Origin of the sequence: Gluconobacter sp. P5B12, assembly GCF_018812035.1 — a bacterium.
Taxonomy (GTDB): domain Bacteria; phylum Pseudomonadota; class Alphaproteobacteria; order Acetobacterales; family Acetobacteraceae; genus Gluconobacter.
Genome location: NZ_JACRVV010000005.1, coordinates 110,398 through 131,717, shown reverse-complemented (window position 1 = coordinate 131,717; position 21,320 = coordinate 110,398). Strand labels below are relative to the sequence as shown.

General features: G+C 54.1%; 32 protein-coding genes and 1 tRNA gene. 24 read left to right on the top strand and 9 right to left on the bottom strand.

Annotated features, from left to right (window positions below; genetic code table 11):
• Positions 1-14: 14 nt before the first annotated feature.
• The 4 genes from KP702_RS10480 to KP702_RS10465 all read right to left on the bottom strand — a co-directional run bounded on the left by KP702_RS10480 (position 15) and on the right by KP702_RS10465 (position 1,858).
• Positions 15-443, bottom strand: coding sequence for a hypothetical protein (locus KP702_RS10480; protein ID WP_215768889.1), 429 nt, complete (start codon positions 441-443; stop codon positions 15-17).
• A gap of 277 nt (positions 444-720) precedes the next feature.
• Positions 721-1,044 carry a hypothetical protein gene (locus KP702_RS10475; protein WP_215768888.1) on the bottom strand — a complete coding sequence of 108 codons (324 nt, stop codon included), beginning with the start codon at positions 1,042-1,044 and terminating at the stop codon, positions 721-723.
• A gap of 105 nt (positions 1,045-1,149) precedes the next feature.
• Entirely contained in the window at positions 1,150-1,620 is a 471-nt protein-coding gene (locus KP702_RS10470; protein WP_215768887.1) for a hypothetical protein, read from the bottom strand.
• Complete coding sequence (locus KP702_RS10465) at positions 1,613-1,858, bottom strand: hypothetical protein (RefSeq protein WP_215768886.1); 246 nt, start codon at positions 1,856-1,858, stop codon at positions 1,613-1,615. Before KP702_RS10465 ends, KP702_RS10470 begins: the two co-directional genes overlap by 8 nt.
• 86 nt (positions 1,859-1,944) lie before the next feature.
• On the opposite strand from KP702_RS10465, the gene KP702_RS10460 reads away from it, so the two are divergent.
• From KP702_RS10460 to KP702_RS10365, 19 genes are all read left to right on the top strand, one after another.
• Positions 1,945-2,628 carry a S24 family peptidase gene (locus KP702_RS10460; protein WP_215768885.1) on the top strand — a complete coding sequence of 228 codons (684 nt, stop codon included), beginning with the start codon at positions 1,945-1,947 and terminating at the stop codon, positions 2,626-2,628.
• Entirely contained in the window at positions 2,619-3,545 is a 927-nt protein-coding gene (locus tag KP702_RS10455) for a hypothetical protein (RefSeq protein ID WP_215768884.1), read from the top strand. Before KP702_RS10460 ends, KP702_RS10455 begins: the two co-directional genes overlap by 10 nt.
• 319 nt (positions 3,546-3,864) lie before the next feature.
• Complete coding sequence (locus tag KP702_RS16190) at positions 3,865-4,626, top strand: BRO family protein (RefSeq protein WP_373687844.1); 762 nt, start codon at positions 3,865-3,867, stop codon at positions 4,624-4,626.
• The gene (locus KP702_RS10440) at positions 4,626-4,895 is read left to right on the top strand and encodes a hypothetical protein (RefSeq protein ID WP_215768883.1); all 270 of its coding nucleotides are present in this window, start codon (positions 4,626-4,628) and stop codon (positions 4,893-4,895) included. The genes KP702_RS16190 and KP702_RS10440 overlap by 1 nt, the downstream gene beginning before the upstream one ends.
• Positions 4,895-5,083 (top strand): hypothetical protein, encoded by a 189-nt coding sequence (locus KP702_RS10435; RefSeq protein ID WP_215768882.1) that lies wholly within the window; start codon positions 4,895-4,897, stop codon positions 5,081-5,083. The genes KP702_RS10440 and KP702_RS10435 overlap by 1 nt, the downstream gene beginning before the upstream one ends.
• A gap of 29 nt (positions 5,084-5,112) precedes the next feature.
• The gene (locus KP702_RS10430; RefSeq protein WP_215768881.1) at positions 5,113-5,295 is read left to right on the top strand and encodes a hypothetical protein; all 183 of its coding nucleotides are present in this window, start codon (positions 5,113-5,115) and stop codon (positions 5,293-5,295) included.
• Positions 5,292-5,990, top strand: coding sequence for a lambda exonuclease family protein (locus KP702_RS10425; protein ID WP_215768880.1), 699 nt, complete (start codon positions 5,292-5,294; stop codon positions 5,988-5,990). Before KP702_RS10430 ends, KP702_RS10425 begins: the two co-directional genes overlap by 4 nt.
• Positions 5,983-6,639, top strand: a complete 657-nt coding sequence (locus KP702_RS10420; protein ID WP_215768879.1) for a hypothetical protein — start codon at positions 5,983-5,985, stop codon at positions 6,637-6,639. The genes KP702_RS10425 and KP702_RS10420 overlap by 8 nt, the downstream gene beginning before the upstream one ends.
• Positions 6,636-7,226, top strand: a complete 591-nt coding sequence (locus tag KP702_RS10415) for a 3'-5' exonuclease (protein WP_215768878.1) — start codon at positions 6,636-6,638, stop codon at positions 7,224-7,226. The genes KP702_RS10420 and KP702_RS10415 overlap by 4 nt, the downstream gene beginning before the upstream one ends.
• Positions 7,223-7,396, top strand: coding sequence for a hypothetical protein (locus tag KP702_RS10410; protein WP_156472205.1), 174 nt, complete (start codon positions 7,223-7,225; stop codon positions 7,394-7,396). Before KP702_RS10415 ends, KP702_RS10410 begins: the two co-directional genes overlap by 4 nt.
• Entirely contained in the window at positions 7,396-7,878 is a 483-nt protein-coding gene (locus tag KP702_RS10405; RefSeq protein ID WP_215768877.1) for a hypothetical protein, read from the top strand. Before KP702_RS10410 ends, KP702_RS10405 begins: the two co-directional genes overlap by 1 nt.
• Before the next feature lie 187 nt (positions 7,879-8,065).
• The gene (locus KP702_RS10400; protein WP_215768876.1) at positions 8,066-8,536 is read left to right on the top strand and encodes a hypothetical protein; all 471 of its coding nucleotides are present in this window, start codon (positions 8,066-8,068) and stop codon (positions 8,534-8,536) included.
• The gene (locus KP702_RS10395; protein ID WP_215768875.1) at positions 8,533-9,090 is read left to right on the top strand and encodes a hypothetical protein; all 558 of its coding nucleotides are present in this window, start codon (positions 8,533-8,535) and stop codon (positions 9,088-9,090) included. The genes KP702_RS10400 and KP702_RS10395 overlap by 4 nt, the downstream gene beginning before the upstream one ends.
• The gene (locus tag KP702_RS10390) at positions 9,090-9,290 is read left to right on the top strand and encodes a hypothetical protein (RefSeq protein ID WP_215768874.1); all 201 of its coding nucleotides are present in this window, start codon (positions 9,090-9,092) and stop codon (positions 9,288-9,290) included. The genes KP702_RS10395 and KP702_RS10390 overlap by 1 nt, the downstream gene beginning before the upstream one ends.
• Positions 9,287-9,742 (top strand): hypothetical protein, encoded by a 456-nt coding sequence (locus KP702_RS10385; RefSeq protein WP_215768873.1) that lies wholly within the window; start codon positions 9,287-9,289, stop codon positions 9,740-9,742. Before KP702_RS10390 ends, KP702_RS10385 begins: the two co-directional genes overlap by 4 nt.
• Positions 9,739-9,930: a hypothetical protein gene (locus KP702_RS10380; RefSeq protein ID WP_215768872.1), complete on the top strand. Its 192-nt coding sequence runs from the start codon at positions 9,739-9,741 to the stop codon at positions 9,928-9,930. Before KP702_RS10385 ends, KP702_RS10380 begins: the two co-directional genes overlap by 4 nt.
• A 211-nt stretch (positions 9,931-10,141) precedes the next feature.
• Positions 10,142-10,306 (top strand): hypothetical protein, encoded by a 165-nt coding sequence (locus KP702_RS10375; protein ID WP_215768871.1) that lies wholly within the window; start codon positions 10,142-10,144, stop codon positions 10,304-10,306.
• Positions 10,303-10,494 (top strand): hypothetical protein, encoded by a 192-nt coding sequence (locus tag KP702_RS10370; protein WP_215768870.1) that lies wholly within the window; start codon positions 10,303-10,305, stop codon positions 10,492-10,494. Before KP702_RS10375 ends, KP702_RS10370 begins: the two co-directional genes overlap by 4 nt.
• Complete coding sequence (locus tag KP702_RS10365; RefSeq protein ID WP_215768869.1) at positions 10,487-10,705, top strand: AlpA family transcriptional regulator; 219 nt, start codon at positions 10,487-10,489, stop codon at positions 10,703-10,705. Before KP702_RS10370 ends, KP702_RS10365 begins: the two co-directional genes overlap by 8 nt.
• On the opposite strand, the gene KP702_RS16555 is transcribed toward KP702_RS10365, so the two are convergent.
• From KP702_RS16555 to KP702_RS10340, 5 genes are all read right to left on the bottom strand, one after another.
• Positions 10,653-11,867, bottom strand: coding sequence for a phage integrase central domain-containing protein (locus KP702_RS16555; RefSeq protein ID WP_215768868.1), 1,215 nt, complete (start codon positions 11,865-11,867; stop codon positions 10,653-10,655). The two genes, KP702_RS10365 and KP702_RS16555, sit on opposite strands and share 53 nt — an antisense overlap.
• A 158-nt stretch (positions 11,868-12,025) precedes the next feature.
• Positions 12,026-12,116: transfer RNA gene (locus KP702_RS10355), tRNA-Ser, on the bottom strand.
• 40 nt (positions 12,117-12,156) lie between these two features.
• Complete coding sequence (locus KP702_RS10350; protein WP_215768867.1) at positions 12,157-12,786, bottom strand: phosphoribosylanthranilate isomerase; 630 nt, start codon at positions 12,784-12,786, stop codon at positions 12,157-12,159.
• Positions 12,783-13,493, bottom strand: a complete 711-nt coding sequence (pyrF, locus tag KP702_RS10345; RefSeq protein ID WP_215768866.1) for an orotidine-5'-phosphate decarboxylase — start codon at positions 13,491-13,493, stop codon at positions 12,783-12,785. The genes KP702_RS10350 and pyrF overlap by 4 nt, the downstream gene beginning before the upstream one ends.
• A gap of 8 nt (positions 13,494-13,501) precedes the next feature.
• The gene (locus KP702_RS10340; RefSeq protein ID WP_215768865.1) at positions 13,502-13,837 is read right to left on the bottom strand and encodes a lipopolysaccharide assembly protein LapA domain-containing protein; all 336 of its coding nucleotides are present in this window, start codon (positions 13,835-13,837) and stop codon (positions 13,502-13,504) included.
• Positions 13,838-14,420: 583 nt separating this feature from the next.
• Here KP702_RS10340 and KP702_RS10335 point away from each other — a divergent pair.
• Genes KP702_RS10335 through KP702_RS10315 form a run of 5 tightly spaced genes read left to right on the top strand, consistent with a single transcriptional unit; the run spans position 14,421 to position 21,311 of the window.
• A complete protein-coding gene (locus tag KP702_RS10335; RefSeq protein ID WP_064272925.1) occupies positions 14,421-14,936 on the top strand; it encodes a protein-export chaperone SecB in 516 nt (171 codons plus the stop codon).
• 50 nt (positions 14,937-14,986) lie between these two features.
• Positions 14,987-18,187: a glycosyltransferase gene (locus KP702_RS10330; protein ID WP_202207582.1), complete on the top strand. Its 3,201-nt coding sequence runs from the start codon at positions 14,987-14,989 to the stop codon at positions 18,185-18,187.
• A gap of 4 nt (positions 18,188-18,191) precedes the next feature.
• Positions 18,192-19,613, top strand: coding sequence for a M20/M25/M40 family metallo-hydrolase (locus KP702_RS10325; protein ID WP_202207581.1), 1,422 nt, complete (start codon positions 18,192-18,194; stop codon positions 19,611-19,613).
• Position 19,614: 1 nt separating this feature from the next.
• Positions 19,615-20,613 (top strand): 4-hydroxythreonine-4-phosphate dehydrogenase PdxA, encoded by a 999-nt coding sequence (pdxA, locus tag KP702_RS10320; RefSeq protein WP_215768864.1) that lies wholly within the window; start codon positions 19,615-19,617, stop codon positions 20,611-20,613.
• Positions 20,610-21,311 carry a pyridoxine 5'-phosphate synthase gene (locus KP702_RS10315; RefSeq protein WP_086633223.1) on the top strand — a complete coding sequence of 234 codons (702 nt, stop codon included), beginning with the start codon at positions 20,610-20,612 and terminating at the stop codon, positions 21,309-21,311. Before pdxA ends, KP702_RS10315 begins: the two co-directional genes overlap by 4 nt.
• Positions 21,312-21,320 lie beyond the last annotated feature (9 nt).

The following is a 21,320-nucleotide window of genomic DNA, read 5'->3' as shown; positions in this document are numbered from 1 at the left end:
AACCCCCATTTCCGCTATGCGACGTTCGAGCCGATCCGCGACGGCTGTGAACCGGTCGGCAAGGCGCTTAAGGGCAATGGCGGCACGGATCGCATATTCTGCTCTCCATCGGAGGCAGTGGATGCGCAGGCGCAGGTATCCTGTGCGCATAATTCATCCCATTCATGGCTTAGGGCGCGATAGACGGCGGCTTTGTGCTCTGCCTGTCTGGCTGCGCGCTCCAAATTGCTTCGGTATGCCTCGACCAGCCTCAGATAAACGTAAGCTGGGATGCGCTCCCACTCGCCGTAAAACAGGCTCTTCGCCTGACGTTCAGTAAGCTTCAGGAGACGCGCGAGGCGATGGGTTGTCTCTTTGACGCCGAGGCCTTGGCCGAACGTCTCAGAGATGGTTCGGGCCATAGACTGGGCGCTATGCGTCACGCTCTCAGGTGAGGGCATCATGCACTTTTCCAATCTGGCGGAATTCTTTCCAAAAATTTTGGACACGGCTGGCTCCATTCTTCGTCATGTCACTGAGCGAAGAACGGAGAACAGCGATGGAGGACATGCCGCCCCAGACACCACAACTTGAACAAGACCTGGACGACCCGGTACTGGCTCGCGGCTTGATCGTGCAGGCGCGGATATGGGCAACGCTGCACCGTGGCATGTGCCAGGAGGTCAGGGACCACATCGCGCTTCGCGTTGCTGAGGAGTTAGGGGCGCGCATCGGGTGAGGTCAGCTCAACCGGCTGCGCTTGAAGTCTTCCGGAAAGGCCGGGGCCGGGCCATTCCAGAGTGCGCTCCACGTCACGGATGAACCGGCCTCAAGAGGCCCGCGCAAGATGGGTGCAGGCTTTGTATTACCTGCCTTGCGAAAACCCTTCTTCCACTCTGAGCGCAGCTTGGCAGGCGCATGGCGCTCAATCGCCGACATCAAGGCGTTAGCAGAAACTCCCAAAGCCTCGCCCATCTTTTGAGCAGTCAAACCCTTCTTCATCAGAGCCAAAACGCTCGGCAAAAGAGGGGTCCAGTCGATTTTGTTGTGAGGAACTTTCGCCATCACCTCATCCCCCGAAACGGAGCCATGAAGGTGAGGGACAGAACGACGGCCTGGATCATCACGATGCCCGAGCCGATCACAATGAACGCCTCAATAGTCACCAAGTCAGGCATCGCCGTTGACTCCCTTCTCGGAAGTATCGGGAGTACCGTTATTGCGGGGATCGGCGGCAACCGAGTCCCCGCTATCACCATCTGCCAACACAGAGGATGAATTAGATGTCTGAGGCCCAATCAACCATGTCTGTAAAAGTTCTGAGCGTACATCGTGCGCCTGAAGGTTCTGCAAACGGTCAAGCAGAAGCGACATTAGAGATTTCTGGAGTTCATGGCGTGACTGAATGGTCAGCAGTTCATGTAGTCCGCTTTCCTGAAGAAATGCTTCGAGAGCGCCTTGCAGGCGGCATTCCGGAATTAGGGCATCGACTTTGGCGGCTACAATATCTGACATATCAGACGGTGCGCGAAGCAGGGGACAATGCTGCGTATCTCTAACAATCCACCCGCTCCGGAGCGCCATATTGTACATGGCGCTCCGCATCTGCTCTTCGCTAAGCTGGAAAATATCATCAGACATGCGCGGGCTCCTTCGCGGCGCGCTTGGCGCGGGTGGGGAGGCATGGAGATGAAGCGAAGTTAGTGATGAAGCTAAAAACGCGCTCTCTCGTTAGCCGTCGAAGTTCACGGCCGTTCCGCAAATCAGGAACAAGCCTAGGATCTCCGATAGCTAATCTTCCAAAAGCCGTTGGCGTGATGTCTTCGCGGGCCAATAGCGCCTCCACGAACGGCAACACTGGGTCATGTGCGTGTTCCATGGATAGGAACCTAGTAGGAAATGTCCTGTCATTCAATAGGAAAGATCATATTGGATATTTCCTATTCCAAGCTGTAGCCTGAAATCATGACAATGCTCGACAAACCGCGCGAAACTCTTCTGCAGCTACTTTCTGAGAGTGAATTCGACCTCAAGTCTCTGTCGGAGAAGATAGGAAGAAATTCAGCGTATCTTCAGCAGTACGTTACACGCGGATCGCCGAGAGAGCTTGGAGAGCCGGAACGCGAGGCTGTCGCAGATCTCCTGGGTGTTGACCCTAATGTATTCCGCTCCGAAGGAGCTCAAAGCCGCGGGAAGCGACCCAAGGTCGCGCAAGAGTCTAGCTCAGGGCTAAAGGTTCCAGAAATCGACGTGAGCCCGCAGGCAGGAATGGGCGCCGTAGTCTCCGATATTGTTGAGCACCAGCAGCCTGTAGACCACTGGAGCTTCCCACGCGCACTCGTAAGTGCGTTCATCTCTGACCCCTCAAAGCTAACGATCATCCGCGTAGCGGGCGACAGCATGGAGCCGGATTACTGCGCGGGAGACCGCATCCTGGTCGATACAGGCCACACAACACCGTCACCCGCTGGCGTCTATGTGTTGTGGGATGGCCTGGGCGTCGTTTTGAAGCGCGTGGAAGTCGTGATGGGATCAGAGCCTAAGCGCATCAGGATCATGAGCATCAACCCAGCATATCCGGCCTACGAACTGGCCTTAGATGATGTGCGGATCAACGGTCGCGTCGTTGGGAAGTGGACTTGGAAGTGAATATAACTGATGATCTGGAGTTCAGCCAAGAAATAAGTATCTATCTTGGTCTTGTTCCAGGCAGATCTATCCAAGCTGATACTGCCTGGAATATTATAAAGGAAATAAGCTTTGCCTCAAAGGAACTGCATTATTTTTTAAGCCCCAATACAAAATTTGAACTAGACCTAGTAAGCGGTGAACAAGGAAGTTTATGGTTAAAATTTATTGGGAAAATCACTGGAGAGGATAATTTAAAATCTGGAAAATCGACATCTCAAGCAATTCTAATTGCACTTGCACTCTATGTTTTTCAGTCCGGAGGAGAAATCGTAAAAGAGACTTTTAAAAACCAAATTCTATCTCAGCCCGCATCAACTGCCGATGTAACACCAAAGCAAAAAGAGGAAATCATTCAAGAGGCTGAGCGGAGAGCAGAACAAGCGATAAAAAATCAAGAGATTAAGGAAAGCTCAAAGCGACTTTATAAAAAATTAGATAATGATGAATCAGTACAAAAAATTGGAATAAGCCCCAGCAATGCCCAAAAACCAAATATTTTTGTAGACCGAAAAGATTTTAAAAGACTTTCTCTCGGAAAAGATCAGATCGAGACATTCTTAACTAGGGAGCGTGTTTACGCTGATGAAATTACCCTAGTTAGTCCAGTATTAATAAAAAAAGCTAACCGGAAATGGGAATTTAAAGATTCTTCGCATGGAAAATTCCATGCTTCGATTAATGATAAGGAGTTTTTAGATAAATTCTATAATGGTGATTTACACGTCGAGTTGCGACCAGATATCAGATTAAATGTAATAATAAAGGTCATTGAGAAAAATGATGAAGGTTTCTGGAAAATCGAAAAAGCTGAAATATTGGAAATAGAAGATATTTTATTGCCGTTTAGGCAAGATAATTTTAATGATAATCTCTAATTATCAAAAACATTAAGAATAATTATGATAAATATAACTACAGAATAAGAAAAATCTGATCCGAATACTACTTTAATGTAAGACAGACTTATATATATAGATGCTGCAATCATAAATTTGTACACCCATATTACATATCGATGCTTTGACCTCATCACGCCCTTGCTCCAAAAAAAGAACATAACAAGAACAAAAAGAATTTGGAATTCATTATCCTGAAATAGGATATTTCCTCTTTAATCGTATTTTCCTATTGACCAGATAGGAACATTCCTATTATGGATAATCCCACGCCAGAACGGCGATGGGAGAAACGCTCGTGACAGAGATCACACTTTTCCGATTTGAGAATAAGCCGATGGCGTCAGTCATCGATAGCAGTGGAGACGCATGGTTCTCCGCACCGGATGCTTGCCGCATCCTTGAAATTGCCAACGTCACAAACGCACTGCGCGTATTGGATGAGGACGAAAAGGGCCTTCATACTATGAAGACCCTTGGCGGAGAGCAGCAGGTCAACTGCGTATCTGAGCCTGGCCTCTACAAGCTCATTAGCCGCAGCCGGAAACCAGAAGCCAAACGCTTCGACCGTTGGGTTCGGCATGACGTGCTGCCGGAGATCCGGAAGACGGGTGGGTACAAGTCGGCTCCGGCCATCGATCTGAACGATCCGGCCTTCTTGCGCCAGACGCTGCTCGGATACACCGAGAAGGTAATCGCGCTTGAGGCAGAGAACGCAGCCCTTACCCCAAAGGCAGAGAGCTTCGACGCGCTCGCCAATCTCGAAGGCCGTCACAACCTGCGTTCCGCAGCGGCTCAGTGTGGCTGGCCTCAGAACAAGTTCATCGACCAACTGATCACGCTCGGCTGGGTCTACGTCAATCCGGTTACGGGCCGGAAGCACGCATACTCTGATCGCCTCAAGACCGGCATGATGGAAGTGAAGAACGTCGAGGTGAAGCGTACCGGATACACCGAGGGCGTTGGCCAGCCGATGATCACCCAGAAGGGCCTCACGCGCCTCAAGATGCTGCTCGGCGTGTACCAGGCCGCACCATCCCACGAGATGGAGCTGCACTGATGGATTACCTGTCAAACATCGCCGAGAACCGTCTGTCCGTACTGGAACATCAGGCTGACGTCATTGACCAAATGATCGCATCCGCAACGGAATGCGAAAAGGAAAACGATGACGCTGATTGGGAATGTGTAATCGGCGCGTTGACTGATTTGCGATCCAATGTCCGCCATCAGATTGAGGCGATCAGTGATTGGGACAATGAGCGCTGTGAAAATGAGGCAGCGGAGTATGCTGATTACAAGCGCGACCTGAAAATGGAGTGCGCTTGATGTCTAGCGAACTGAATAAAGCACTGAACGAAGTGAAGATCGTGCGGGACTTTCTCAAGCGCGCCGATGTTCGCAGCGCTCTGGCAGGTCTGAATACAGACGAACTCTTCGGAGCCACTTACAGCGCATCACGGGCAGCTATTCGCCTCAGTCATGAAATCAAGGCCCGCTCTTTAGAAGCCGCTTAACCGCCAAGTAAAAGCAAGGAATTCGAAAAATGTCTCAGACACTCAACGCCCGAAGTGCGCCTTATGTACAGGAAATGGAGCAGCTTCGTGAGGAGCGCTTGGACTTCGCGCTGTCTCTGAACCGGGATGTTTTCCCCGTCACGTTCGAGCGCACCATGGAGCATGTCGCAACGCTGACGAGCTATCTGGATCAGGTAGGGCACGCAGCATGAGCCTCAAGATTTACCATGACCTTGAGCAGGGCACTGACGAATGGCTGCAGGCACGCTGTGGCGTTCTGACTGCCAGTACGATCGGCAAGCTGTTGACGGCGACAGGAAAGAGCGCACGCAATGATAAGAGCCGCCGCATTGTGTTGGATCTTCTGTCGCAGCGCATCACGGGCATTGTTGAGGAAATCCCTCAGACATTTGCAATGCAGCGCGGCCATGAAGACGAAATCGAAGCCAAGCTGCTCTATGCAGATCGTGTCGCTGCCGTGTCTGAAGTCGGTTTCATGACTGAGGACAAATGGGGCTTCAAGATTGGGTACTCGCCAGACGGTCTGGTTGGCGATGAGGGGCTGCTGGAATGCAAATCCCGCGCTCACGGCCTGCAGCTTGAAGTGATCTGCTCTCAGGAAGTTCCGGCCGAGTACATGGCACAGATCCAGACCGGGTTGCTCGTATCGGGTCGTCAGTGGCTCGACTTCATCAGCTTTCCCGCAATGGGTGGCGGTCAAATGATGATCAAGCGCGTCTATCCCGATCCCGTCATGCAGGACGCCCTTGTTGATGCCGCCATGGCGTTCGAAGGCGAGCTCGAGGCCAAGCAGGCTGAATACGTCGAAGCAATGAAAAATCCCGAATTACGCTTCTTGAAGACTGAGAAGCGCAGCATGGAAGAGGAGATCCTGATCGATGGTTGATCTATCTCGCACCATTATTGCCAAATCAGATCAGTTGAATGCTGACGATCTTCTTGGCGGTCCGATCACTGTGAAAGTCCAGGCTGTGAAGGAAGGCAATTCTGACCAGCCGGTCGCTATCCTGTACGAAGGCTGCAACGGCAAGCCTTTCTATCCGTGCAAATCCATGCGCCGCGTTCTGGTTAACGTATGGGGCAAGAACGGCACGGATTATGCTGGTAAATCCATGACGCTCTATCGCGATCCGAACGTCAAATTTGGCGGGATCATGGTGGGCGGAATTCGCATCAGCCACATGACCGGGCTGGAAAAAGACATGCCGATGGCCCTGCAGGTCACGAAGGGCAGCAAGAAGCTGTTCACCGTGAAGCCTCTGCGAGTGCAGCAGGAGCAGCAGGTAGCGCAGCAAGACCCCTGGATTAAGTGGGTTACGGGTCGAATTGCTGCAGTTGAAAATGCTGACAGCATCGAAGCTCTGCAGAAGGTCACGGGGACTGAGAACTACCAGAAGGCTATCGCCAAGCTTTCGGAAGAAAAACACCCGAAACTTCCTGAGCTACAGGCAGCCGTAACGGCAAAAGTCGAGACCCTGAACACTGCGGACGATGCGTCTGTGGAGCAACCCGAAGACGACATGGTGCCAGCATGACAATTCTATTTTTTGATACCGAGACCACTGGGCTGCCAGCATTTTCGATGCCTGATGGCCATGAGACGCAACCTCATTGCGTCCAGTTTGCCGCAATCATGACAGACGACGATGGAAAGGAAGAGGCCTCAATCAGTGTGATTATTCGCCCTGATGGATGGCCCATTCCCGAGCAAGCGTCTGCTGTCCATGGCATCACGACAGAAAAGGCTACTCGATACGGCATACGCGAGCAGGTTGCTGCTGTCCTATTTTACGATCTTTTGTGCCGCGCAGACCTTTTGGTGGCTCACAATATTAAGTTTGATCGTCAGATCATTGCGACAATGTTTGCAAGGGCGAACCGAACGCAATGGGAACTGCCTAAAGCGCAGTTCTGCACCATGGAAGCAGCCGCCCCATTAGTGAACCTACCGCCAACACCTCGGATGCTGGCGGCTGGGTTTAACAAGCCCAAGGCCCCAAAGCTCGAAGAGTGCATCCGGCACTTCTATGGCGAAACGCTTGAAGGCGCACATGACGCTTTGGTCGATGTTCGTGCCTGCGCTCGGATTTACTTCGAAATGAAGAAGGAAGCAGCAGCATGACCCGCGACCTGGACCAGAACATGAGCGCAGCGATCTGGGTGCAGCATATGGCGGAGACGCTGCGGGAACTGTCGCAGGAGAACCGAGACAAACGCTGGGGCAGGGCGCTGGCGACTGACGACGTGCGGATGATGCGCCTCCAAGGGCGCTTTGTCGGGGGTGAGGCGTGATGAGTGAAGCAAAGTTTACGAAGGGGCCTTGGGGCTGGTTCGGTACGGCTGGAGGATGCCCAGAAATATATCTTGCGACGAAGCATTCAGGACGCCGCTATGTGATGGGTTTCAATCGTTGGGGATTGAATGGAGCGCAACCGTCTTTCCAGCCTAACGGCTGCGGAATGGTAAAGGCAAAAGATTTACTTCAATTTGAAGTTGGCGATCAGTCGATCGTTGGCTTGGATGCCGCTCAAAAAGATACGTCTGTCTATCGGTTCCAGATCCGCGGGATTGCGGCCCCAGACGCCCACCTAATCGCCGCCGCGCCTGAACTTTATGAGGCTTTGGATGGAATTATCCACGCCTTAAAGAGCGAGACGAGGCCAGCTGGGACTGGCGGAGGAAGTATGTCTCTGTTTGAGGCTCTTAGTGAGAATAAATTCACGTGCCTGAACAATGCGGAGTGCGCCCTCGCCAAAGCCCGAGGTGAGGCATGACCCCGCACCCGATCCTCACCTGGATCGATCACGCTCTGCGCTCGCTGTCCGTGTGGTTCCACGACGGGATCACCGGGCACGGCTGGAGGATGCGGCGTGACTGATCTCCTACCTACCATCTGCGAGGCGCTGGCCCTCGTGTTCCTGCTGCTGATTGTGTCCGGCGCTGAGCCGGGGAGTGTTTGAGATGACTTTAAGCGAATTGATTGATTTTCTCGAGAAGCAAGACCAGTCGAAAGTAATCGCATCTGGGTGGGGAGAGGGATCGGCCCACTCCTATCGTGGATATTATGAATGCATTGCCTTTACTCCCAAGGTAAATGTCACGATTGCCGAAATGCTTGCAGAAGCTAATTCAGCTATCGGGCAGACGTTCGAAGGATACAAGGGCGGCAATTTTGTAATGGGACCGCATACGGACTGCTATCTAGCAGAATATGGCTCTTGCGGTTCTGAGCTCAGCTTGCCGCTGCTTGAGGTGATGTGCGGAGTTGGCCCGATGATCGAACGCGCCATTGCCGAGGCTGTGGCGGCGGAGAGGGAGCGGAATATAGGAGCCTGCAACAAAGTTGAGGAGGGATATGTCAGGGCGCGAATGGGCGATTGTGTCACGGCTTCACATCGTTGTGCCGAAGCCATCCGGAGCGCCGCGAAATGACCCAGAACACGGAACAGAACGTGCAGACGCGGGATGAGCAGATAGACGCGCTCGCTAAGGCTATCGGCCCGGAAAAGATCTACAGACTTTTATCGGACGAGTATCGAGCGGGAATAGATGCACGTGCTCTACAGCACATCCTCGAAGCCGAAGCCCGAGGCGCGGAAGAACAGCGCCGGAAGGATGCGGAGGCATCAGACGAAGCGCTTGACGAGGTGATGGTCGAGCGGGACAACGCCGAAGAGTTTATCGGGAAATTCGCTGAGCGCGTTCTAGGCCATAGTGTCGAATGGTCGTCATCTTACGGCTTCGGGTCTGCATTTATTGACGTTGCTGACCACGTTGACGCGCTGGAAGCGGAGATTGCGTCCCTGAAGGAAGCCGAGCAGCTTGCGCGGGCGGATGCCGAGGCGAGTAAGGCGCGGGTGAAGGTGTTGGAGGGTATATGCCGCCATGTTGTTTGGACTGAGGAAGAGCATGGCTTGGGAAGTAGAGGACATGACAGCGCCGTTCAGGTTGCCCGCGCTGCCCTCACACGCGAGGGAGGGGTGTGATGAAATACCGCGTCGTTTTCGAGGTCGATAATTCCGCCCTATTCGACATGATCTCAAAGTCAGGATTTGAGTTCATCGGCGGGCGGCTCGCAGAAACGCTTCTGTGCCCAAATGACGTTCCAGCATCCACAGCAATCGGCATGGCCGTCTATGGCGTGACAGTGTCTGAAGTCGAGCCCATCGCAGGAGACCCGGCATGAGCGGACGGAGGGATACAACCCGAGTGCGCAAGGCTTGGCATGCGCAGATAATGGATCCCGCCTACGGTCTAGGTGAGATTATTTACGCCCCTACGGCGAGCAAGGCTCGATACCAGAAATTTCTGGGAGCAGATTGTGATTCGATCACTTTCGCCAGCATCCGCGTACGGCGGATGCCGGATGAGGACATCATCTTGCCAGCTGTCGATACGGTCACTGCTGCGCTGGATGAAGAGGCGAAATCAGTATTGAACCACACTCTGATAAACCAGAGATTCTACACAGCAACGGATGACAAGGCGATTTGCAGCCTTGTTAAGGCTGGTCTGATGAAAGCCACGGGCCGAGGATGGAACACGGGTGAGTCTTATTTCGTCCTGACAGATGCTGGACACACAGCGGCCGTGTCTTTGCAGCCGATTTATCCAAATTATCCGGGGTATCGCGCATGAGCGGGCGGACGGATATGGAGCTTTTACGCGATGCTGATCGCCTGTCGGGTGTGCGCTTAGAGCGATATGAGGAAGGTTGGTTTGTCACAATGGGAGCCACAAGAATGTGGGGACCATACCCCACCTTGAAGCGCGCATTAAACGCGGCAGTTTGTGACGCTGCCATGGACGCGGAGGAACGGGGATGAGAGATAAGCAGCTTTCAATCGAGATTAACCAAGGCCCCAAATGCCCCGCGTGCCAGTGCGACACGTTCGACGACTGGCACCATGAGAAGACCTTTAGAAAAGTGTCTTGGTTTTGGTCTGGACGACTAAAGTGTCATCAGTGCGGGCGATTTTTCTCTATTGCGGCTTACCCTGATGGACAAGTTCATTCCACGATGTGGAGGAAGGCAGCGTGACGCCCCTCACAAAAGAGCAGGCCATTGCGCGCCTGCCGCGCGTTGCAACGGGCTGGATCTTCCCAGCCGATATTAACCTGCCAGTCTTCGAAGCGCTGGCAAATGAGGGGATCGCAAACCGTAAAGGCTTTGGGTTCCAGTTAAAGGAGATCAAGCCATGACAGAACCCGTCCTAACCCGTCCGCAGCGTGACGTGCTGAATGCCCTGCAAGCACAGCCGGACGTCTGGCACGCGCCGGACAAGCGCAATCGGTATGCCTATCAGCCCCTTATGCGCCTCGGCCTGATCGAGCGCAGCCCGGACGGGCTGTATCGCGCCGTGAAGGTGAAGGAGGGTGGCCATGGGTGAGACGCTTGAACAACTCCTGACCGCACAGGAAGTGGCTGATAAACTACGCACCACGCCGAGCAATCTCTATCGCAAGATCAAGGCCGGTAAATTTCCGGCCCCGATCCAGTTAAGTATCCGATGTGTACGATGGAGAGAAAGCGACGTCGTGGAGTGGCTTAATAACTTGCCGACCTCCGTACCGTCTGAAGCAGATCTCGAGTTGGCGTAGCATCTTTTAAAAACAGATCCGCCCACTCCTGGGCGATCTGCTTTCTGCGCTCTACATGCTGGGCGCGGTTGTATGCTGCCTCAACAGCGTCTTTAGGTACGTGCGCAAGCATTAAATCGATAATGGCCCTATCCTCAGGCCGCCTCTCATTCATGATAGATGAGAACGAGGACCGAAACCCGTGCGGTACATGTTGGCCGGCATATCCTGCCCGATTAATGAGATAGCCCAGAGCATTTTCGGACATGGGCTTATGAGCCCATCGCGTATTTGGGAATACTAGGGGCCCGCGACCTGTCAGAGGTCGAATTATTTCAATCACGGCGCGGGCCTGCGTTGAGAGAGGTACAACATGTTCACGGCGCATCTTCATGCGTTCCGATGGGATGACCCAAACGTCATCCTCCAGCTCAGTCCAAAGCATACCGCGCACTTCTCCGGAGCGCACTGCCGTAAGTGCTAGAAAGCGGAGAGCAAGCTGAGTGATAGGATGGGAAGGAGTATGTTCTACCCGCCGCATCATGCGCTTAAGCGGCTCAAGTTGAATAATCGCTGGCTGCTGCCCCTTCTGAAGCGGGGCAAGGGCGCCTTTTATTTGGTCAGCAGGGTTTAGCGTCCCCAAGCCACAGGCTATCCCGTAAGCAAAAATAGCCCCCATGCGCTGGCGTACGCGACGAGCTGTTTCACCGGCCTGCTTCTTTTCTATGGAGTGAACGACATCTAGAGCAATAGGCGCTGTAATAGCGTCCAGGGCCAAGCTTCCGATCTTCGGAAAAGCAAAGCGCTCAAGAGTGCTCTGAACCTCAGAGCGATGCTGCGGCGTCCACTGCTTCCCATGGGCTGTAATCCACGCCATTGCCACAGTCTTGAACTGATTGTCTGTTCTTACTGCCTCGGCCCGTTTCTGCTGACGGGTGAGCGCCGGGTCTTGCCCGTTTCGCAACTCTTCGCGTGCGACCTCTTTCGCCTTCCTGGCATTGAGTAAACTGACCTCGGGATAACTCCCAAACGAGAGCGTTTTTTCCTTGCCTCCAAACCGATATTTCAACCGCCAGAGCTTCGCGCCGTTCGGTCGGACGAGAAGATACAGACCCTGCGCGTCGCTAAGCTTGTACTGCGATTCGCGTGGCTGAGATTTGCGGATTGCTATGTCTGTAAGCACCGATACCCCCACGTCTCAAACGATACCCCCATCAGTACCCCCATTATGATTGCGGTTCATGGTTTGTTCTCGTCATTAATGGACACAAACCAGATGAACGAAAAGGGCAGAAATGGCTGCCCTTGGTCAATAACGGTCACTAATGGTGGGGGTATCGTTGGCGGAGAGAGTGGGATTCGAACCCACGGTACGCTATTAACGTACACACGCTTTCCAAGCGTGCGCCTTAAGCCGCTCGGCCATCTCTCCTGTCGAGCGAGGTGGTGTTTACGAAAGGTCTGTTTGAAGATCAACCCCTTATGCGGGCTTTTTCGACAAATTGCTCAATTAATTTGTGAGATTTTTCGCCCGCCTGGCTTTCAACGCCGGAAGACACATCCACAGCGGGCGCCGAACTGGCGTTCAGAGCCTCCTGAACGTTGAACGGCGTTAGTCCTCCAGCAAGCATCCAGAAAGCGGGAGCTTTCCACTTCCGGGTCAAGGTCCAGTCAAATGTTCGCCCGAGACCGCCTGGGCGATCATCTCCAGCCTGCCTGGGGGCTTCGATGACATACCCGTCAACATCAGCCTGAATGGGGAGATCAGAGAATGACTTCACCCCGCGCGCTAACCAGACGGGAAGTCCAAATCGACTTCTGATTTCTTTCGCACGTTCAACTGAATCGTAAATCTGCAAAACATTGAGCGGCACTGTTTGCAAGGTACGCTCAATTGTTCTGTCGTCGGCTTTGACGAATAATCCTACGCGGGAGGGCGCAAGGACGTCTGACACACTCTCATGCAGCAGACGCGCTTGCTCCGGCAATACATACCGTGGTGATGCGGGGTGAAAGACAAACCCAACCCAATCTACAGCTAAGCTAGCGCAAAGCTGCATTGTCTCTACATCTCGCACACCACAGATTTTGACTTTCGTCATACGCTCGCAAGCTCAGCCATAATAGCCGCCGCAGCCTTTGCGGGGTTTGGCGAACGCGTGATCGGGCGCCCCACAACAATCCAGTCTGCCCCGGCTTGCGCCGCCTGAGTAGGCGTCATGATGCGCTTCTGGTCATTTGATGCGCTGCCCTCGGGCCGGATACCCGGCACAACCAGAACGGGATCGTCGCCCAAAGCATCTCGCAGAAGGGTAATTTCATGTGCCGAGCAAACAAGGCCATCCGCACCGGCACTGATCGCCAGTTTACCAAGGCGCAGAACCTGCTCCCGCGGCATAGCATCCACCCCCGTTTCTCGCAGTCCAGCTTCATCCATACTCGTCAGAACGGTCACGGCCAGCAACTTGGGACGCTTTTCGTCACCCGGAAAAGTCTTCTCCAGCGCTTCGCGGGAGCGAGAGATCATCTCGGCGCCACCACAGGCATGAATTGTCGTCAGGGCAGGGCGCAACGGCGCCAGCGCAGACAATCCCGATGCAACAGTATTGGGAATGTCATGCAGCTTGAGATCCAGAAACAACTCATGCCCGGCAGACACAGACTTCACAGCCTCCAGACCACAGGCATACGTGAATTCGAGGCCAAGCTTAATGGCATCAACAGCATGCCCAAGACTTGAAGACCATTCTTCGGCCTGCGTTCGGCTGTTTGTATCAAAAGCGGCAATCAGCCGGGTGCGCTTGGTCATGGGTGAAGTCAGATCCGGTTTTCAGGTGAGGGGACTGTTGTAGGGGCAGCTGCAACGGGAGGCGTCTGCAGGCGATCAAGGCGCTGGTGCAGCTCAACAAGCTGGCTTTCCAGAGTGCGGACGTGCGCTTCAGAACGACGAGCTCGGGAGCGTTGACGGAATTCGCCCACCCAACCGGTGACAAACCCGAAGATCAGCCCCACGACACCAATGCCCAGCGCGAGCGTGCCCACTGAAAGATGCCAGCCAAAAGAGATCAGCCAGATCGGTTCCAGATCAGTGTTGCTCAAGGCGAACACGATCAGTACGGCCAGAAAGATGACGATAAAAAGAAGTCTCAGCATAGGAATGTCCTATTCGTGCTGCCCGTGAGGCACGAACCGCGCCACGGGAGGATTGATTTCCTGTCAGCACTCATGATGTGCTTGCGTTTGGAACATAACCAAGCACCGATGCTGACGTTCCTTTAAGGCGATAACATTCTCAGCGCCTCACTGAAAGGGAGAGCTGTGTCCGAAGTCATCCCCCTCCGACCGACACTTCCGAAAGCTGATCTTCTCTGGGCTGTCATTGCTTCGCAGGGAAGGCGCAAAGTCATCGCAGATGTTCATCTATCACAAAAGGCCGCTGAGGCCGACTGCCAGTGGCGCATGGCTCAGGTCAGGAGTTATTCGCGATTTCTTATCAGTGAACAGCAACCACCGCCTGTGTATCACATCGAGCGCATACGCCGTGCTGAATTACCTAAACGATGGGCGCCGTTGCCAGCTTTGGGAATGCTACGCGGCAGGCTCATTTGAGATCAGCAGAAAGTGTTGCCGGGTAGCCAAAATGCCGCCCTCATGACACAAGACTGTTTCAGACATGTTGCTGCGCTTTCAGACGACTACGCAGGACACCGTGCATAGCTTACAAGGTAAGGTCAGGATGAACGATCACGATCACGCAGACACACTTCAGGGCGCTTCGGGCGTTTCTGCAAGCCCGGCTGCTGCCCCTACACTCGTCCTTGGCTCTCAATACCTTCGCACACTGTCCATCGACGTACAGAATACGCCTGACATCTATCGCGATATTTCAGGCGAGCCCCATATCGGCATGACGGTAGACGTGACAGCCCGGCAGCTTCCGGGAGGACACCCGAATTTTGAAGTCACCCTCGTGATCCGTGCACAGGGTCTGGATGCTCCGCAGTCCGCCACACACAATGCCCGTACCCTGTATGAACTTCAGATCGCTTATGCGGGTCTCTTTGCGCTTTCCGGTCTGGTCACACAGGCAGATGTCGAACCTCTGCTGCTGGTCAATGCTCCTGGGTATCTGTTCCCGTCTGCAAGAATGATCCTGCTTAATACGATCCGGGAAGCTGGATTTCCTGTCGGCAATATCCAGCCGATCAACTTCCATGACCTCTGGCAGAGCCGCCGCACTCAGCAGAAATGAGATATCGACAGGTCCTGAAGTAAGAGTTTCGCGCAGAAGAGACGGTCCGCATGAGCTTGAAAGACTACATCCTAGCCTCCCCGGCTTTTTCCGGCAGCCGTCCTCCCGTGTGGGGACGCTTTGATGCGGAATGGTATCGGACACGCTACGCCCACATTCTGCGCGAAGAAAAGCTCCTCAATGATGATAATCTGCCCCTGAACCTCAGCAATGAGGCTATGGAAAATCATTGGCTCGAGACGGGGGCCAGTAAAGGCCTTTCTCCAAACCGCTTCTTCGATGAAGAATGGTATCTCCGCCAAAATCCAGACGTGCGAGACGGGATCAGCTATGGCGTTTTTAGCTGTGGCTTTCTGCATTATTGTGAAAGCGGTTTTCGCAGCCGCTCACCGCATTGGTTGTTCTCAGAAACTGATTACTTCAGTCGCAATCCGGATCTAAGCCTGCCAGTTCTGATCTCGCAGGGTTTCAGCAACGGATATGACCATTACCTGACCGATGGGGAACACGAGCACAGACAGGCGCATCCTTTCTTTGAAACCTCTGTTTTCCGTATGGCAAGCCTGAGCCGGGGCCTGTCATATGATTATGGAAAAGGCGATTTCAGACAGTTCCTGATGTCATCGGAGGCTGGCCTATGCCGCAGTTCCTGGTATTTTGATCCAGAGTGGTATCTTTCTACCTATCCAGAGGTTGCAAAAGCCGTGGAGCAGGGCCTCTTCCTCAATGCTCTTCACCATTACCTGACAAATTCAAATCCGGTCGCTTACAATCCGAATCAATGGTTCAGCGAAGCACATTATGCCCAGCTTTATCCGGATGTTGCGGCTATCGTTACGGATGGCGGCTTCCGAAATGGGTATGAGCATTTCATCCGGTTTGGCGCACGAGAAATGCGCATCCCACAGACAGGCGTGGATTTGCAGGCATTTGCACACCAACCTGGAGTTCAGCGAAAGCTGAGAGAGCGGCATTTCAGGGATATTTTCGCATTGTGGGTGCAGTCACAGAGCACTCTCGGCGTGACGGAAGATATTCCGGATGCTTCAGCAGAGCAGTACCAGAATCTGGATCTGAAGCGCGCAGAAACACTGATTCCGTCCATCGTCCGCGCTCCCCTCGATTTCCGCCTCATTCGGCCCCCGGAAGTCAGTGTCATCATCCCGGTTGCCAATCAGTTCCTAGACACGCTCTCCAGTCTCGCGGCACTGCACGCAAATGGCCCAGGAGTGGTCGAGGTCATTATTGTTGATGCAGGATCGACAGATGAGACGGCACAGATCGAGCGGTTTGTAAAAGGTATCCGCGTCCTGCGTCCGTCTTTTCGGGCAAGTAGCAGCGAACAGGTCAATCTAGGCGTAGAAGCAGCACGTGCACCCATCGTTCTTCTCATGGAACCAGGGACGCAGCCTTTTCCGGGCTCTCTTAAAGCCGCACTGCAGGCTTTTAACTCTCCGGACATCTGGGCCATTGGTGGTCAGTCCCTTGGCCTTGACGGACGCGTGCTGGAAGCCGGAACAATCGTATGGCGCGATGCCTCAACGTTGCGCTTTGGCACGGGAGCCAAAGCAAACGAACCCGCAATTGGCTTCTGCCGTCAGGTAGATGCCATTTCGGTCGGAATGATGCTCTGCAGACGAGAAAGGCTCGCGGAATGCGGCAGCATTGACCAGAACTGCATTGGTTCGGAAGCCCGACTGCTTTCTCTCTGCCTGGCGCTACGTCAAGGTGGCGGGAAAATTGTCTACGATCCTTCAATTCTGGATCGCACCAGACCGCCCAGCGCACTTCCTTCAGACTTCCTGAAACGCAATCAGGACTGGCTGCGCCGTCGCTTCTCGTCTCTGCTGTCACGGCATCCCATGCAGGGAAGCTCCCTGTTCAAAGCCCGCTTTGCATCAGGTGTTCCTACAGTTCTCTTCCTGTGCGACCGACTTCCACATCGCTCGCTGGGTTCTCCCCATCTGCGACGTCAAGACCTTGTTCTGGCCCTCAGTCAGAAAGGGCACCACGTTACGGTCTTTCCGATAGATGGAGATGTCACGGATACCGTAACAACCGCTTTGGATTTTCCGGCCAACGTCGAAATCATGAACGACAGCGATATTTCTGAGCTGTCTGATTTCCTGCGCGATCGCAGCGGATCTTTTGATATGATCTGGGTAAGTGGTAGCAGCGCGCTCCGACGCACTGCTGCGATTTTACGCGCACATGCCGCCACTCTCCCTGTGCTGAATATTGTACTGGATCTGGACGGGACACAGGCGGAGGAAACCTATCTTCGAAAGAGGGTTGGAGCAGTTGATGATCATGAGCAACTGCTTGATGATCTTGATCAGGAACTAACAGATGCCTGGATGTGCCAGGCTCTGGTAACCACCCACAAGACGGAAGCAGAAAGTCTCCGTCAGCTTGGTTATGGGAATGTACAGGAACTGGAGCAGTTTCCGATCACATCCTCTGCAATGGCTCCTGGTTTTAATGAACGCTCAGGTATTCTGTTTGCTCTGCCCGTACAGGATGCAGGAAATGCCGTACATGACGGCCTGAACTGGTTCATGCTCGACGTTATTCAGAAGCTGGAAGGGCGACTGCCACCAGAGGCAACCGTTCTGATGGCCGGGCACCGAGGGGACAATGTCGATCTGACGCCCTATACCCGCGCATCGCACGTCGAACCGCTGCCTTCACTGATAAACATGAACGCTCTGTATCGTTCACGGCGCATTCTGATTGACCCTTCACGCGTCATGAGTGCTTCTGCCAAAGAAATTCTCGAGGCGGCTGCGGCAGGCCTGCCTGCAATTTTGACAGAAACAACGCGTGCACATCTCAACTGGGAAGATGGAAAAGACTGTCTGTCTGGCGGTTTCTGTGACCCTGACAAATTTGCTGACGCGATCGTACGCCTGTATCAGGATGAAGCGCTCTGGAATGACATCAGCAGCCATGCCCGTAAGTCTGTTTTGGACGCGTCCGGGTCAGCACGTTTCGACCAGCAGCTCGACAGCATTCTGGCATTGGCAAGCGGAAAAGATGCTTTGCCGCTTCAGACCCATCCCCCACGCATGATCCGGCAAAACAAACCTGCAGGACCAATTGCACCTGCTCCTATCCGCCTGCAGCCGCGTAAAATATCTGACACTCCCGCACCCTCAGCCCTCTCCGATGAGGACGATTACGGCGAGACGCCTGTTTCAGTCACGCTCTCCCCCCGCGTCGGAATTTCATTACCGCTTTCGGAACTTTGACCTAATGACGACCACTTCTCACACTTCAGCTCTGGATGCTGTCCTCTCACATATCGACACGACGCTTGATGCTTCTGTTGAACGACTTTTCAGCCTCCTGAGAATTCCAAGCATCTCTACGCAGCCATCACACGCTGCGGATTGCCGCAAAGCCGCGGAGTGGCTTCGAGCTGATATGGCAAGCATGGGTCTGAACGCAGATATACGCGAAGTACGCTGGGCGGCTCCCGGACATCCAATGGTCGTGGCTCATGATACGGCCCAGACAGGCAAGCCGCATGTTCTGTTTTACGGCCATTATGACGTCCAGCCGACTGACCCGGAAAACCTCTGGAAAGCACCTCCATTCGAACCACGGCTTGTGGAAGAACCCTCTGGACGCAAGGTCATCGTGGCGCGCGGTGCCAGCGATGACAAAGGCCAGGTCATGACCTTCCTTGAAGCTTGCCGCGCCTGGAAAACCGTGCATGGGTCCATCCCGGTACAGGTCAGTGTTCTGCTGGAAGGTGAGGAAGAGTGCGGGGGCAGCAATCTCCTGCCGTTTCTTCAGGAGAATGCTACCGAGCTGAAGGCCGACATCGCTTTGGTGTGCGACACCTCAATGGCGGACCGTCAGACCCCGGGTATTACGACCTCACTTCGAGGCATGATGGCAGAAGAAATCGTCATCGAATGTGCCTCTCATGACCTGCATTCTGGCATTTACGGCAACGCCGCAGCTAACCCCATTGCACTGCTGTGTCAGATTTTAGCGTCGCTTCGCGATGCTGACGGCCGTGTAACGCTTCCAGGATTTTACGACGGCATTCAGGACCCATCCCCAGAGACACGCGCACAGTGGAAAACACTGTTTCCAGATGATGCGGCCTTGCTGGAAGAAGCCGGCCTATCCGTCGCTGCTGGAGAAAAAGGCTATACAGCCATTGAGCAGACCTGGTGCCGCCCAAGTTGCGAAATCAATGGTATCTCCGGCGGATACGAAGGCGAGGGGTTCAAGACAGTCCTTCCAGCGAAGGCAATGGCAAAGGTGTCCTTCCGTCTGGTTCCGGGACAGGATCCAGACAAAATTCGTGAAGCCTTCCGCGCGCATGTCAATGCTGCCCTGCCAGCAGATGCCAAGGTCACGTTCACGGCGCATGGCGGCTCACCTGGCTTTGAAGTCTCACGTGACAGTCGCTTCCTTGCTCCCACACTGAAAGCACTCACAGATGAATGGGGCATCCCTGCCGCGACAATCGGCTGTGGTGGGTCCATTCCAGTGGCAGGAGAAGTACGGGACGCACTCGGATTAGATGCGCTCATGGTTGGCTTCGCACAATCTGATGACCGTATTCACTCTCCCAATGAGCAATACGGCCTGGACTCCTTCCACAAAGGTGTCAGATCCTGGGCACGCATCATTGCTTCCCTCGCAGACGTAGGCTGACATGAACGCTCCGATTGCCCTGACCCTCGGTGATCCGGCTGGGATAGGGCCGGAGCTGGCCGCTCTGGCCTGGTCGGCCCTGCGAAAGACTGGACCAACTTTCTTCTGGCTTGGTGATCCGGCCCTCCTCAATGACGCCGTACCCTTCAGACTGATTGAAGCGCCGGAAAGTGCCCACGAGGTATTTTCCGATGCTCTGCCTGTTTTGCCAATCGAATGCCGTGCCCCGGTCGTTCCTGGGAAGCCAGATTCACGCAATGCCCCAACGGTTATTGCAAGTATTGAGCAGGCAGTCCGATATGTTCAGAACGGGCAGGCGGGAGGTGTAACGACCAACCCGATTGCCAAACATGTGCTGGCCGCGGCTGGATTTTCCTTTCCCGGTCACACCGAATTTCTGGCAGCGCTCTGCCACCGCGATGGGCAGGAAGTCATGATGCTGGCATCCCCTCATCTTAGGGTTGTGCCCGTGACGATCCATGTGTCTCTGCGCCAGGCAATCGAGAGCCTGACTGCTGAGCGGATTGTTGCGGTCACGCTCGCCACGCACAAGGCTTTACAGAGTGACTTTGGTATCACTCAGCCGCGCCTGGCTATCGCTGGCCTAAACCCCCATGCTGGCGAAGAGGGCATGATGGGCACGGAAGAAAAAACCATCATCGGCCCAGCTATAGCCATATTGAAGTCCCAAGGACTGACCGTGATGGGTCCGTTCCCACCAGACACAATGTTCAGCGCAACAGCGAGGCCGGGCTATGACGCAGCGATCTGTATGTATCATGATCAGGCGCTTATTCCCCTGAAAACGCTTGATATGGCTGAGGGCGTGAACGTCACCATTGACTTGCCGATTATCAGGACGTCTCCAGATCACGGCACTGCCTTCGATATTGCGGGCCCGGTAGGACGTTCAGACAGTCAGGTTGATCCATCCAGCCTTCTCGCAGCACTCAGACTGGCAGATTCCATGTCCCGTCATAAAAAGGGAGACAACCGATGATTCGTCTTGGTGTTAATATCGATCATGTTGCCACCCTGCGAAACGCCCGCGGCGATGCTTACCCAGACCCTGTAGAAGCCGCAAAGCTTGCCCTTAAATGGGGAGGAGACGGCATTACCGCGCATCTTCGGGAAGATCGTCGACACATCCGTGACGCAGACATGCCACGCCTCAAGGCACTCGCAGCACCGTTGAATTTCGAGATGGCTGCAACGCAGGAAATGGTTCGGATCGCTTGCCTGTTGAAGCCCCACGCATGCTGTCTGGTTCCGGAAAAGCGTACGGAAGTGACGACAGAAGGCGGTCTGGACGTCGCAGGACATCGCGAAGTGCTGGCCCCGCGGATTGCGCGCCTGAAAGACGCGGGTATTCGGGTCTCTCTGTTCATTGATCCGGATCAGCGCCAGATCGAAGCTTCGGCGGAGCTTGGCGCAGCGGTTGTGGAGCTTCACACAGGCGCCTATGCCCACAACAAGCCTGGAGAACTTGAGCGCCTTCAGCATGCCGCTGGAATCGTCACAGACTGCGGACTAGAACTCCATGCCGGTCACGGTCTGACTTATGACAACGTGACGCCTGTGGCCAAGCTTCCAGGACTGGCTGAGCTGAATATCGGACATTTCCTGATCAGCCAGGCGGTTTTCGATGGTCTGGGCCCAGCCGTTCGTAAAATGAAATATCTGATCAACTGCCCATAAAAAAAGCCG

Excerpts from the sequence above, each read along its gene's own strand:
- KP702_RS10480 (WP_215768889.1), bottom strand. The coding sequence starts at position 443 with ATGATGCCCTCACCTGAGAGCGTGACGCATAGCGCCCAGTCTATGGCC.
- KP702_RS10475 (WP_215768888.1), bottom strand. The coding sequence starts at position 1,044 with ATGGCGAAAGTTCCTCACAACAAAATCGACTGGACCCCTCTTTTGCCG.
- KP702_RS10470 (WP_215768887.1), bottom strand. The coding sequence starts at position 1,620 with ATGTCTGATGATATTTTCCAGCTTAGCGAAGAGCAGATGCGGAGCGCC.
- KP702_RS10465 (WP_215768886.1), bottom strand. The coding sequence starts at position 1,858 with ATGGAACACGCACATGACCCAGTGTTGCCGTTCGTGGAGGCGCTATTG.
- KP702_RS10460 (WP_215768885.1), top strand. The coding sequence starts at position 1,945 with ATGACAATGCTCGACAAACCGCGCGAAACTCTTCTGCAGCTACTTTCT.
- KP702_RS10440 (WP_215768883.1), top strand. The coding sequence starts at position 4,626 with ATGGATTACCTGTCAAACATCGCCGAGAACCGTCTGTCCGTACTGGAA.
- KP702_RS10435 (WP_215768882.1), top strand. The coding sequence starts at position 4,895 with ATGTCTAGCGAACTGAATAAAGCACTGAACGAAGTGAAGATCGTGCGG.
- KP702_RS10430 (WP_215768881.1), top strand. The coding sequence starts at position 5,113 with ATGTCTCAGACACTCAACGCCCGAAGTGCGCCTTATGTACAGGAAATG.
- KP702_RS10425 (WP_215768880.1), top strand. The coding sequence starts at position 5,292 with ATGAGCCTCAAGATTTACCATGACCTTGAGCAGGGCACTGACGAATGG.
- KP702_RS10420 (WP_215768879.1), top strand. The coding sequence starts at position 5,983 with ATGGTTGATCTATCTCGCACCATTATTGCCAAATCAGATCAGTTGAAT.
- KP702_RS10415 (WP_215768878.1), top strand. The coding sequence starts at position 6,636 with ATGACAATTCTATTTTTTGATACCGAGACCACTGGGCTGCCAGCATTT.
- KP702_RS10410 (WP_156472205.1), top strand. The coding sequence starts at position 7,223 with ATGACCCGCGACCTGGACCAGAACATGAGCGCAGCGATCTGGGTGCAG.
- KP702_RS10405 (WP_215768877.1), top strand. The coding sequence starts at position 7,396 with ATGAGTGAAGCAAAGTTTACGAAGGGGCCTTGGGGCTGGTTCGGTACG.
- KP702_RS10400 (WP_215768876.1), top strand. The coding sequence starts at position 8,066 with ATGACTTTAAGCGAATTGATTGATTTTCTCGAGAAGCAAGACCAGTCG.
- KP702_RS10395 (WP_215768875.1), top strand. The coding sequence starts at position 8,533 with ATGACCCAGAACACGGAACAGAACGTGCAGACGCGGGATGAGCAGATA.
- KP702_RS10390 (WP_215768874.1), top strand. The coding sequence starts at position 9,090 with ATGAAATACCGCGTCGTTTTCGAGGTCGATAATTCCGCCCTATTCGAC.
- KP702_RS10385 (WP_215768873.1), top strand. The coding sequence starts at position 9,287 with ATGAGCGGACGGAGGGATACAACCCGAGTGCGCAAGGCTTGGCATGCG.
- KP702_RS10380 (WP_215768872.1), top strand. The coding sequence starts at position 9,739 with ATGAGCGGGCGGACGGATATGGAGCTTTTACGCGATGCTGATCGCCTG.
- KP702_RS10370 (WP_215768870.1), top strand. The coding sequence starts at position 10,303 with ATGACAGAACCCGTCCTAACCCGTCCGCAGCGTGACGTGCTGAATGCC.
- KP702_RS10365 (WP_215768869.1), top strand. The coding sequence starts at position 10,487 with ATGGGTGAGACGCTTGAACAACTCCTGACCGCACAGGAAGTGGCTGAT.
- KP702_RS10350 (WP_215768867.1), bottom strand. The coding sequence starts at position 12,786 with ATGACGAAAGTCAAAATCTGTGGTGTGCGAGATGTAGAGACAATGCAG.
- pyrF (WP_215768866.1), bottom strand. The coding sequence starts at position 13,493 with ATGACCAAGCGCACCCGGCTGATTGCCGCTTTTGATACAAACAGCCGA.
- KP702_RS10340 (WP_215768865.1), bottom strand. The coding sequence starts at position 13,837 with ATGCTGAGACTTCTTTTTATCGTCATCTTTCTGGCCGTACTGATCGTG.
- KP702_RS10335 (WP_064272925.1), top strand. The coding sequence starts at position 14,421 with ATGAACGATCACGATCACGCAGACACACTTCAGGGCGCTTCGGGCGTT.
- KP702_RS10330 (WP_202207582.1), top strand. The coding sequence starts at position 14,987 with ATGAGCTTGAAAGACTACATCCTAGCCTCCCCGGCTTTTTCCGGCAGC.
- KP702_RS10325 (WP_202207581.1), top strand. The coding sequence starts at position 18,192 with ATGACGACCACTTCTCACACTTCAGCTCTGGATGCTGTCCTCTCACAT.
- pdxA (WP_215768864.1), top strand. The coding sequence starts at position 19,615 with ATGAACGCTCCGATTGCCCTGACCCTCGGTGATCCGGCTGGGATAGGG.
- KP702_RS10315 (WP_086633223.1), top strand. The coding sequence starts at position 20,610 with ATGATTCGTCTTGGTGTTAATATCGATCATGTTGCCACCCTGCGAAAC.